The sequence below is a fragment of the Streptomyces hygroscopicus subsp. hygroscopicus genome (assembly GCF_001553455.1).
Classification (GTDB): Bacteria; Actinomycetota; Actinomycetes; order Streptomycetales; family Streptomycetaceae; genus Streptomyces; species Streptomyces hygroscopicus.
In genome coordinates this window covers 1-12,485 of sequence record NZ_BBOX01000216.1, presented here as the reverse complement: position 1 = coordinate 12,485, position 12,485 = coordinate 1, and the positions used below count along the sequence as shown (strand labels likewise).

Annotated in this window: 2 protein-coding genes; both read right to left on the bottom strand. The window is 76.2% G+C overall.

Annotated features, from left to right (window positions below; translation table 11 throughout):
* Positions 1-2,813: type I polyketide synthase (locus AXW62_RS22375; protein ID WP_252368681.1), on the bottom strand; the 2,813-nt coding region annotated here is incomplete at its 3' end.
* Positions 2,810-12,478: a type I polyketide synthase gene (locus AXW62_RS22370; protein ID WP_289306018.1), complete on the bottom strand. Its 9,669-nt coding sequence runs from the start codon at positions 12,476-12,478 to the stop codon at positions 2,810-2,812. The genes AXW62_RS22370 and AXW62_RS22375, both read right to left, overlap by 4 nt.
* Positions 12,479-12,485 lie beyond the last annotated feature (7 nt).

Genomic DNA, 12,485 nt, shown 5'->3' with positions numbered 1-12,485 from the left:
ATCCAGTACCGCTCGCGCTGGAAGGGGTAAGCGGGCAGCGGGGCCTTCCGGGGGCCGCGGTCCTGGTGGTAGGCGGTCCAGTCGAGGTCCACGCCCGCCAGCCACAGCCGGGCCAGCGACTGGGTCAGTACCGCCTGGTCGGTGGTGGGGTCGGCCTGCGCGGGCAGGGTCGGCAGCAGCAGCGGCCAGCGCTCGCGCGAGCACGCGGGGTGGTTGCGGGCCATGGCGCCGAGGGACTGGCCGGGCCCGATCTCCAGCAGCGCGTCGTCGCCCCCGGAGAACAGGTGCGTGAGCATGTCGGAGAACTGGACGGTGCGGCACATGTGCTCGGCCCAGTAGCCGGGGTCCCGCAGCTGCCGCTCGGTGACGGGCGCGCCGGTCACGTTGGAGAGGTACGGGATGCGCGGCGCCGTGGGCCGCAGTTCGGCGCGGGCCCAGGCGGTGAGTTCCGGAGCGGCCGGGCGCAGGGCCGCCGAGTGGAACGCGTGCGTGGTGCGCAGGGCCCGGCCGGGGACGCCCGCGGCGGCCAGCCGCTCGGAGAACTCGGCGACGGCGTCCACGGGGCCGGACAGGACGGTGAAGGCGGGTCCGTTGACGGCGGCGACGTCGATGCCGGCCTGGGGCAACGGCCCGAACCGGGTGCGCAGTTCGGCGGCCGACAGGGGTACGGCGGTCATCGCCCCGGCCGGGAGCCGCGCGATGAGCTGCGCGCGGACCGCCGTCAGGGAGGCGGCCTCGGGGAGGGTCAGGCTGCCCGCCAGGCAGGCCGCCGCGAACTCGCCGACGCTGTAGCCGAGCAGCACCCGGGGGACGATCCCCCAGGACATCAGCAGCCGGCCGAGCGCGTAGTCGGCGGCGAACATCGCGGGTTGGACGATCTCGGTGGCGGCGAGCCCGTCCGGGCCGGCGGCGTCCGGGGTACGGCCCAGGAGGTCGGCGAGGTCCGCGGAGCCGGTCTCGCGCTCGCCGAGGAAGCCCTCGACGGGGTTGACGCCCAGCCGGTCGGAGAAGATCTCGGCGCACGCGTCGACCGCGTCGCGGAACACCGGCTCGGCGCGGTACAGGCCGCCGATCATGCCCCGGTAGTGCTCACCGACGCCGGCCAGCAGGAAGCCGGTCTGCCGCCGGGCGGTGTCCCGGCGGGCGAACACCCGGTGCGCGGCGTCCTCGCCCAGGGCGCGTACCGCGTCGTCGGGCGAGGAGACGACCGCTGCCCGGCGGTGCTCGAACACCGCCCGGCCGGTCTGGAGGGAGTAGGCGATGTCGGCGAGCCGGTCCGCGTCCCGCTCACCGGTGCCGCCCCCGGCCGGGTCCGCCGCCCGCCGCGCCGTGTCCCCTCCCGCCGCGTCCCCGGACAGCTCGCCGTGCCAGTCGCGCAGTCGCTCCGTCATCCGGTCCGCGGCGTCGGCGGTGCGGGCGGACCAGACCAGCAGCTGGTGGTCCCGGGGGGCGGGCCGGCGGGCGGGGTCGGGGGCGGGTGCCTCCTCCACGACGACGTGGGCGTTGGTGCCGCCCATGCCGAAGGCGCTGACCCCGGCCCGGCGCGGGGTCTGGCGCCGGGGCCAGGGGCGCAGGCTCGTCACCACCTCCAGCCGGTCGGCGGAGCGCGCCAGCTGGGGGTTGGGCCGCTCGAAGTTGAGGGTCGGCGGAATCTCCTCGTGGTGCAGCGCCAGCGCGGTCTTGATCAGGCCGGTCACCCCGGCCGCCCGGTCCAGGTGGCCGAGGTTGGTCTTCACCGAGCCGATCGCGCAGCGGGTGACGCCGTCCACGTCGAAGACGCGTTGCAGGGCGGCGATCTCGATGGCGTCCCCGAGGTTGGTGGCGGTGCCGTGCGCCTCCACGTAGTCGATGTCGGCCGGGGAGAGTCCGGCGCTGGCCAGCGCCTCGGCCATGACGGCGGACTGGCCGCGTACCCCGGGAGCGGTGAACCCGACCTTGTTGGCGCCGTCGTTGGTGACGGCCCAGCCCCGGATGACGGCGTAGACCCGGTCGCCGTCGGCGAGGGCGTCCGCCAGCCTGCGCAGCGCGACCACGCCGACGCCGCTGCCCACCGGGGTGCCCTGGGCGGAGGCGTCGAAGGCCCGGCACCTGCCGTCCGGGGACGACATGCCCGCCTCCTGGTGGAGGTAGCCCACCCGGTGGGGCACGAACACCGACACGCCGCCGGCCAGCATCATGTCCGCCTCGCCGCTGACCAGGGCCGTGCAGGCGAGGGACACCGCGACCAGCGAGGTGGAGCAGTAGCTCTGCACGGTGTAGCAGGGCCCGGTGAGGTCGAAGGCGTAGGCCGTCCTGGTCGCGAGCGAATCCTTGTCGTTGGCCAGGCCGATCTGGGTCTCGCCGACGCTTTCGGCGAGGTCGGGCCGGTTGCTGAGGTTGTTCAGCAGGTACCAGCTGACACCGGTGCCGGCGACCACGCCGATCGTCCCGTCGAAACGCGCCGGGTCGGTCCCGGCGTCCTCCAGGGTGTGCCAGGCGCTCTCCAGGAACAGCCGCTGCTGCGGGTCCAGGAGCTGCGCCTCCTTGGGGGTGTAGCCGAAGAACCCCGCGTCGAAGCGGTCGATGTCCTCCAGCACCGATCCGGCCCGGACGTAGGCCGGGTTCCTCAGCAGTTCCTCACCGACCCCGGCGGCCCGGAGCTCCTCCTCGGTGAAGTGGGTGATGGTGTCCTTGCCCGCCCGGATGTTGCCCCACAGGGTCCGGACCCCGTCGGCGCCGGGGAACCTGCCCGCCATGCCGACGAGCGCGATGTCGGTCCCGGATTCGCCGGTCCGCGGCTCGTCCGGCTGGTCCTCGTTCGTCTGCCAGCTCACTTGCCCGTCCTCCTGCGCTTGATGGCCGAGGCGGCGGCCTGGGACCGGCGTCGCCGTCCGCGTGCCGCGCCGTCTTCCTCGGTGTCCTGGTGCCGCGTTGCGGGGGTCTCGCCGTGCGTGCCGCCGCCGGGGCGGGAGGCGTCGAGGAGGCGGGCGAGCTGCGCCACGGTGGGGTGTTCGAAGAGGCTCGCCGCCGCCAGTTCGGTGCCGAACTCGGCGCCCAGCCGGTTGACCATGGCCAGCCCGACCAGGGAGGTGCCTCCCAGTTCGAAAAAGGGGTCGTGCGCGCCCACCTGTTCCAGGCCGAGCAGCTCCTGCCACACGTGGGCGACCCGGCGTTCGGTCTCCGTGCCCGGGGCGGTGTAGGGGACCCGCAGCTCGGGCCGGGGGTGGCGCTGTCCGGCGGGGGCCGCCGCGCCCTCCCCGGCCAGGGCCGACGGGTCCGCCAGCGTCCGCATGGTGGCCACGAGGTCCTCCAGCGGCTGGTTCAGCGCGTAGAGGTGGGCGGGTCCGGCGGCGATGGCACGACCGAGCGCGGCGGTGCCCTCCTCCTCGGTGAACCCGAACTCCTCCCGGCTGCGCCGCGCCCGCTCCAGCAGCTCGGGCGCGGCGGCGTACGCCTCGGCCTGCCACCGGTCGAACTGCCAGGCGCCCCAGCCCACCGAGACGACCCGGTGCGCCACGCGTCCCGCCCCGTCCTCGGCGGTCGCGAAGGCGTCGAGGAAGGCGTTCGCCGCCGCGTAGTCGCCCTCGCCGTGTCCGCCGGCCGCCGTAACGGTGGACGAGTACAGGACCAGCAGTCCGGGCGGGTCGGCCCGGAGCGCCTCGGCGAGGGACAGGGTGCCGAGCACCTTGGGGGCGAGGACGGCGGCGGCCGCCTCGCCAGTCTTGGTCTGGAGCAGCCCGCCCCCGGGCACACCGGCGGCGTGGACGACGCCGTCCAGGCCGCCGAAGTGCTCACGGACGGTCCGGACGGCCGCGGCGGCCCCGGCCGGGTCGCTGATGTCGGCGGTCACCGGGAGCACCTCGGCGCCCGCCGCGCGCAGTTGCCTGACGGCCAGCAGGATGCCGCTGATCCGGTCGTCGGAGCGGTGGGTGTCGAGCCACCAGTCCCACATCTCGGGTTCGGGGAGTTCCGTCCTGCCGATCAGGGCGAGTTTCGCCCCCAGCGGGGCGAGCCTGCGGGCCAGGGCCAGGCCGAGGCCGCCGGTACCCCCGGTGATGGCGTACACCCCGCCCGGCCGCCACACCTGGTCGTCGGCAACCTCGGGCAGCCGTACCGGCGCGAGCCCCGGCAGCCAGCGCCGTCCCCGGCGCCAGCCGCTCAGCACCTCGTCGCCGGTGTCGGCGGTGTCGGCGGTGTCGGCGGTGTCGGCGGTGTCGGCGGTGTCGGCGGTGTCGGCGGGGGGCCACGGCCGGAACTCGCGCAGCAGGTGCTCGGCGGCCGTCCCGGGCCGCTCGGCCGGGTCGAGGTCGACGCAGCGGCAGCGGATGTGCGGGTACTCCACGACGAGCGAGCGGGCGAGTCCGACGGCGGGGGCGGACAGCGGGTCCACGGCCTCCCCGCCGAGGATGTCGAAGGCGCCCGGGAGTCCGACGACGAGTTCCACCTCGCGGCCCGGCATGACCCGGCCGATCGCCTGCACCAGCCACAGCAGGCTGTAGAAGCCGTGGTCCAGGGCGGTGCCCGGGTCCCGGTCCGGTCCGCCGGCCACCGCGTGCTCATGGCCGTAACCGTGGACCACCCGCAGCGGTCCCGCCGATCCGCCGGGCGTCCGGCTCACCTCGGTCAGCAGGCGTTCGTAGTGTCCGGGCAGCGCGGGATCGATGGTGGCGGAGCCCTCCCGGAACGCGTACCGCGCACCGGGCTCGACCAGCACCACCCGGTTTCCGGTGGCGGCCCGCTCGGCCAGTGCCCCGCCGAGTCCGGCCCGCCCGGCCAGTACCAGCAGGGTCGCGGGCTCCGGCGGGGAAACCGGAGGCAGCGCGTCCTGGCGGTGCCAGGTGGGGGCGAGGAAGCGGGTCCCGCGGTCACCGGCCCCGCTCCCCGGGCCGTCGCCGGAGCGGGAGGTGCCCGTGCCGGGCCGCGCCGGGGCGAGGGCCGGCCAGTACCGGACGCGCTGGAAGCGGTACGACGGCAGCCGCAGCAGTCGGCGCCCGTCGGAGCGGGCCGCGCTCCAGTCCACCGCGCAGCCGAGCTGCCACAGACCGCTCAGCGCCGACAGCCAGGCGCCGCGGCCGAGGGGCTCGCCCGGCGGGGGTACCAGCCGCACGACCGGCGCCGTGGCGCCCGTCGCGTCGTCGGCGCCCGTCGTGACGTCAGCATCCGTCGTGACGTCGGCGCCCGTCGTGACGTCGGCTTCCGCCGCGTCGTCGGCGTCCGTCGTGACCAGGACGCTCGCGTACGGGCCGAGGCCGTGGAGCGGGCTGCCGGCCGGGTCCCGCTGGGCGGCGGCCTTCGCCCAGTAGGCGGGGTCGGCCGCCTCCTGGGCGGTGAGCAGGTCGCCCGTCGCCCAGGAGATCACGTTGACCCGTGGCTCCTGGAAGCCGACCTTCGCCGCGTGGCCGGTGTCCACGGCCAGGGACAGCGCGTCCGCCAGGCCGCACACCCCGGCCAGGCAGGCCGCCACGTACTGTCCGGAGCCTCGCGCGAGGATCACGGACGGGCCGAGCCCGTACGCCTCCAGCAGCCGCGCCAGCGCGTAGTCCACGGTGAAACCGGCCAGTTCGGCGACCGTCCGCCCCGGGCCATCGCCCTCCGCGGCCGTCCGCCCCGGACCGTCAGCCTCCGCGGCCGTCCGCCCCGGACCGTCAGCCTCCGCGGCGGGCCGCTCTCGCAGTGCGAGGGTGTCCCGCGGATCGACGCCGAACCGCGCCGCCGCCGGCTCCGCGCACGCGTCGACCGCCGCCCGGAACGCGGGCTCGGTGTCGTACAGCTCGCGAAGGCCGTCCGGCCGGGACCGGCCGCCGCCCAGGACGAGGCCGATGCGGTGCTGCCGCTCCGGCGACACCTGCCCGTCGGCGCCCTCCTCCGCCCGCAGCCGGGCCACGGCGTCCGCCACGTCGCGGCATACCAGGGCCCGGCGGACCGGGAAGGCCGTGCGTCCGGTCCGGGTGGTGAACGCCACGTCCGCCAGGGCGAGTTCCGGGTGTTCGGTGAGGTGGTCGGCGAGGGCGGCCGCGGCCTCGCGCAGGCTGGCGCGGTTGGTCGCGGACAGGGTGATGATCTCTTCGGCGGGTTCGCCCTCGGCGGCCTGCCCAGGCCGCTCGGCCTCCGGCGGCCGGGTCTGCTCCAGCACCAGGTGGATGTTGGTGCCGGACCAGCCGAAGGAGCTGACACCGGCCCGGCGCGGGATGCCGTCGGTGTCCCCCGACGCCGGCAGGGGCTGCCGTTCCCGGGCCGGACGCACCGGACCGTCGAGGGTCACCTCGGGGTTGGGGTTCTCCAGATGGAGATCGGCCGGTACCTCGCCGGTCCGCAGCGCCATGACCGTCTTGATCAGCCCCGCCATGCCGGCCGAGGTGAGCAGGTGGCCGACGTGGGACTTGACCGCGCCCACGAGCAGGGGGTGCGCCGCGGACCGGTCGCCGAAGACATCGCGCAGCGCGCTGAACTCGATGGCGTCGCCCAGGCTCGTGCCCGAGCCGTGCGCCTCGACGAAGCCGATGTCGTCGGGGCGCAGGCCCGCGTCGGCGAGCGCGGCGCGCACGACGGCCGCCTGGGCCGAACGGCTCGGCGCCGTCAGGCCGTTGCTCTGTCCGTCCTGCGTCATCGCGGACCCCCGGATCACGGCGTGGCCGGTCCGGTGCTCCCGCTCGCTGTCCCGGACCCGCTGGAGGACGACGGCCCCGGCGCCCTCGCCCGCGACGAACCCGTCCGCGCTCACGTCCCAGGTCTTGCAGCGCCCGTCGGCGGACAACATGCTCATCTTGCACGCCTGGACGATCGCCTGCGGATCGATGATCGCCGAGGCACAGGTGACGACGGCCAGGTCGCATTCGCCCCGGCGCAGGCTCTGCACCGCCATATGGGTGGCGGTCAGCGCCGAGGAGCACGCCGTGTCCACCGTCACGCACGGGCCCCGCAGGTCCAGGTGGTAGGCGATGCGTCCGGCCGCGGCGCTGGAGGACAGCCCGAGGAAGAAGCTGGGGTCGTCGAAGCACTCGGTGCCCTCCGCCTCCAGCTGTCGCCGCTGGTACTGGCTGGAGTCGCCGAGGCCGACGAAGACCCCGGTCCGGCTGGCGCGCAGCCGCTCCGCCGACAGGCCCGCGTCCTCCAGCGCCACCCAGACCGTCTCCATCAGCAGCCGGTGCTGGGGGTCCAGCCGGAGCGCCTCGCGCGGTGTGCAGCCGAAGAACTCGGCGTCCCAGTCCGCGAGGTCGGGCACGAAGGACGCCTTCCTGGTGTACGCCTTCCCGGGCACGCCCTTGCGGGGGTGGTAGTAGGCGTCCATGTCCCACCGGTCCGGCGGCACCTCGGAGGCGGTGTTCACCCCCTGGAGCAGGTTCCGCCAGAACCGCTCCGGGGTGTCGGCGCCACCGGGGAAGCGACAGCTCATGCCGACGACCGCGACGGGCTCGTCGGACGCCGCGGCCGGGGCGGGCGCCGCCGCCGCGAGAGCCGGGGCGGCCGCGTCGGCGCCGCCGGTGAGGAGCTGGTGGAGGTGGCGGGCCAGGGCGAGCGGGGTGGGGTGGTCGAAGGTCAGCGTGGCGGGCAGCCGCAGGCCGACGGCCTGGGAGAGGCGGTTGCGCAGTTCGACGGCGGTCAGCGAGTCGAATCCCAGGTCGGTGAAGGGCCGGGCCGCCTCCACGGTGGCGCCGCGGGCGTGTCCGAGCACGGTGGCGGCCTGCCCGGAGACCATGTCCAGCAGGTGCCGCTCCTGTTCGGGAGGGGTCAGCCCGGCCAGCCGGCGCCGCAGCTCCCGGGAGCCGCCGGTCTCGCCGCCGCTGTCGGCGGTGCGCCGGCCGGTGCCCGTGGGCCGGGCCAGGGCGCTGAGCAGTGGGGGCACCGGGCCGGCCCGCAGCAGGGCGGGGAGGTTCAGCTTGGCCGGCACCATCACCGGCAGGTTGTGCGCGAGAGCGGCGTCGAAGAGGCCCAGCCCCTCCTCCGGGGTCATCTCGGCGACGCCCGAGCGGGCGAAGCGTTCCCGGTCGGTGGCGCTCAGGCCGCTGGTCTGTCCGCTGCCCTGGCCCCACCACCCCCAGGCCAGGGACACGCCCGGCAGCCCCGCGGACCGGCGGGCCGCCATGAGGGCGTCGACCGCGGCGTTCGCCGCCGCGTAGTTGCCCTGCCCCGGGCTGCCCAGGACGCCGGCGGCCGAGGAGCAGACCACGAACAGCGCCAGGTCCAGTTCCCGGGTCAGCTCGTGCAGATGGTGGGCGGCGTCCACCTTCGGCCCGAACACCCGCTCCGTGCGCGCGGCGTCCAGGGCCTCGATCACGCCGTCGTCGAGCACCGCCGCGCAGTGCACCACACCGGTCAGCGGGTGTTCGGCCGGTATCGCCGCCAGCAGCGCCGCGACGTCGTCGCGATCGCCCACGTCGCAGGCCACCAGCTCGGCCCGGGCACCGGCCGCCGCCAGCTCCGCCCGCAGCTCCCGCGCCCCGGGCGCCTCGGCGCCGCGCCGGCTCGCGAGCACCAGGTGCCGCACCCCGTACCGGGTCACCAGATGCCGGGCCAGCCGCCGTCCCAGGTCACCGGTGCCGCCGGTGAGCAGCACCGAGCCCGCGGGGTCCAGGGGGCGGTCCACGGTGACGACGATCTTCCCGGTGTGCCGGGCCCGGGCCATGAAGCGGAACGCCTCGGGGAGTTGCCGCACCCCGAACACGGTCGCCGGCAGGGGGTGCAGCACACCCCGTCCGAACAGCTCCATCAGCGCGGCCAGGGTCTCCGCGACCCGGTTCATCCCGGCGTCCAGCGCGTCGTAGGCGTGGTACCGGACGCCGGGGCGCAGCGCGGCGACCTGTTCCTGGCTCCGGATGTCGGTCTTGCCCATCTCCAGGAACCGTCCGCCGTCGGCGAGCAGCCGCACCGAGGCGTCGACGTACTCCCCGGCCAGGGAGTTGAGGACGACGTCCACTCCCCTGCCGCCGGTCGCGGCGCGGAGGTCCGCCTCGAAGTCCAGGCTCCGGGAGGAGGCGATGTACCGCTCCGGTACGCCCAGGTCGCGCAGGACGTGCCACTTCGGCGGGCTCGCGGTGGTGAGGACCTCCGCGCCGAGGTGGCGGGCGAGCTGGATCGCCGCCATTCCCACCCCGCCGGTGGCGGCGTGGACCAGCAGCGACTCCCCCGGCTGGAGACCGGCCAGGTCGCACAGGCCGTAGTAGGCGGTCAGGAAGACCACCGGGACGGTCGCCGCCTGGGCGAACGACCAGTCCTCGGGCATCCGGACCCAGCCGCGCCGGTCGCTGATCACCTCCGAGCCGAAGGAGCCGAGGCCGATCCCGGCCACGCGGTCGCCCGGGGCGAGGTCGGTGACGGCGGAGCCGACGTCCAGGACGACGCCGGCCGCCTCGGTGCCCAGCAGCCCGGCGTCACCGCCGGCCATGCCCAGGCCCGCGACCACGTCGCGGAAGTTGAGCCCGGCGGCCCGTACCGCCACCCGGATGTGGCCCGCGGGCAGTTCGTCCGGCCGGTCGGCGGAGAGCCATTCGAGGCGGTCCGCCGATCCGGCGGACCGCATGCCGACGCGGAGTGCGGGCCGGGTCCCGTCCGACGGGCCCAGCGCGCTCGGCGGCACGGGCAGCAGCGCGGAGCGGGCGGTGCGGACCAGGCGGGGTACGTGTGCGCCGTCCCGGCGCCAGGCGAGCTGCGGTTCGTCCGCGGCCAGCAGCGCGGCCAGGTCGGCGGCGGCCGGCGCGGTGCCCTCGGCCACATCGAGCAGGGTGATCCGGCCGGGGTGCTCCGACTGGGCCGAGCGCACCATCCCCCACACCGCGGCGGCGCCCTCGTCCGTCCGCTCGCCGGGGGCCACGGCGACCCCGGCCGTGGTCACCACGACCAGTCGTGCCTCGGCGCACGCGTCGTCCGCCAGCCAGCGCCGCACGGTTTCCAGGGCCTGGACCGCCGCCGCCCGCGCGCCCGGTGCTCCGCTGCCGCCGGGCGCCTGCCAGATCACCGCGCCCGGGGACGCCTCGGGCGGGGCCGTGGCGACCGCCAGGTGGTGCCGGTCCGCACCCCACACCGTCCAGTCCTGGCCCGGCGCGCCGGGCGGCGGGGCGAGAAGGTCGCGGGACAGCGGAAGCCATGCCTGGTGGTAGAGGTGGTCGGCGTGCGCGGGCGGGCCGGTCAGCCGGCCGGCGGGGAGTTGCCGCAGCGTCAGGCCGGCTGCCGTCAGTACCGCGTTCCCGGCCGAGTCGGCGATGTCCAGCCGTACGGTTCCGTCGTCGGCGGCGGCCGTGATCCGCACGCGGACCCGGAGCGCGCCCGTGGCGTGCAGCCGTAACCCGGACCACGCGAACGGCATCCACGGAGCGCCGTCGCGTGCCGCGGGCAGCGCGTTGCCGACGACCAGGGCGTGCAGCGCGGCGTCCAGCAGGGCCGGGTGCAGGCCGAAGGCGGTCGCGTCCGCCCGGCCGCCGTCCGGCAGGGCGGCCTCGGCGAAGGTCTCGCCGTTCCGGTCCCAGGCGGCCTCGAGGCCGCGGAAGACCGGTCCGTACGCGAGGTCACGGGCCTGAAGGTCGTCGTACACGCCGGTCACCGGGAGCGGTACGGCGCCCGGGGGCGGCCAGGTGCGGGCCCAGTCGTCCGCGTCCTTGTGCGGCGGGGCGCCGGGGGCGGGGGCGAGGGTGCCGGTGGCATGGCAGGTCCAGCCGCCGTCACCGTGTTCGGGGCGCGCGTGGATGGTCAGCGTGCGGGTGCCGTCCCCGGAGACGTCGCCGACCCCGACGCGCAGCTGGGTCGCCCGGCCGTCCTCGACCACCAGCGGTACCTGGATGGCCAGTTCCTCCAGCACCGGGCAGCCGGCCTCGTCGCCCGCCCGGACGGCCATCTCCGCCAGGCACGCTCCCGCCACCACCGCGAGCCCCTCCACCCGGTGGTCGGCCAGCCACGGCTGGTCCGCGAGCGACAGCCGCCCGCTGAGCACGAGGCCGCCGTCCTCCGGCACCTCCACCGCCACGCTCAGCAGGGGGTGGTCCAGTCCGGAGAGCCCGTGCGCGCGGGCGCCGGCCGCCTGGGCCCCGCTGGTCAGCCAGTAGCGTTCGCGCTGGAAGGCGTAGGTCGGAATCTCCACCGGCTGCCGTGCCGCGTCGTCGAACAGGGCGGCCCAGTCGAGGTCCACGCCCCGGGCGAACAGCGCGCCGGCCGCGAGCAGGAACCGCTCCCGGCCGCCTTCGTCACGCCGCAGCGTGCCCGCCGTGGCCACCGGGCCGGCGGCCGCGGCGGCGGCCGTGTCCTCGATGCTCGCCGTGATGACCGGGTGCGCGCTCACTTCCACGAACGCGTCGAAGCCCCGCTCCATCAGCAGGCGCGTCACCGGTTCGAACCGTACCGGCTCCCGCAGATTCCGGTACCAGTACCGGGCGTCGAGCCGGGTCCCGTCGATCACGTCGCCGGTCACCGTCGAGTACAGGGTGATCTCGCCACGGCCGGGCCTGACCGGGGCGAGGGCCTCCAGCACCGCGTCCTCGATGGCCTCGACGTGCGCGGAGTGCGAGGCATAGACCGTGCCGGGGATCACCCTGGCCCGTACGCCGTCCGCCGCGCACCCGGCCACCAGTGCCTCGACGGCCTCGGTGTCGCCGGAGACCACCACCGAGGCCGGCCCGTTGATCGCCGCCACCTCCAGGAGTCCCTCGACGGCCCCGATCCGCTCCCGTACGGCGTCCACCGACAGCGCCACCGACGCGATGCTGCCCCGGCCGACCAGCCGGCCCGCCACCCGGCTGCGCAGGACGGCCACCCGCGCGGCGTCCTCCAGCGACAGCACGCCCGCCACGCACGCGGCGGCGACCTCGCCCTGGGAATGGCCGGTCACCGCGTCCGGCTCCACGCCCACCGAACGCCACAGGGCCGCCAGCGACACCGACATCGCGAACAGCACCGGCTGCACGACGTCGTCCAGGGGCGGCGCGTCCGGGGCACCGCGCACCACGTCCATCAGGGACCAGTCGGTGTACGGCGCCAGGGCCGCCGCGCACTCCTCCAGCCGGGCCCGGAACACCGGCGAGGTCTCGGCCAGTTCCCGTCCCATACCGGCCCACTGGGAACCCTGGCCGGGGAAGACGAACACCACCCGGCCGCGCTCCAGGGCGGGCATCCCGTCCGCCGTCACCACTCCCGCGGCCGGCTCTCCCCGCCGCACCGCGTCCAGCCCCGCCACCAGCCGCTCCCGGTCGGTGCCGACCACGAGCGCGCGGTGCGCCAGGCTCGCCCGCCCGGCCGCCAGCGCGTGTCCGATGTCGTCGGCGCTCAGGTCCGTCCGCGCCCCGGCGAAGGAGGCCAGCCGTCCGGCCTGCGCGCGCAGCGCCTCGGACGAGGCCGCGGACACCACCCACGGCACCACGTCCGCGGGCGGGGCCTGCCGCCGTGCGGGGGGTTCCTCGGCGGGTGCCTGCTCCAGCACCACATGCGCGTTGGTGCCACTGACGCCGAAGGAGGAGACGGCGGCGCGGCGCGGACGGCCGGTCACCGGCCAGGCCCGCGCCTCGGTGACCAGAGCCACGGCTCCC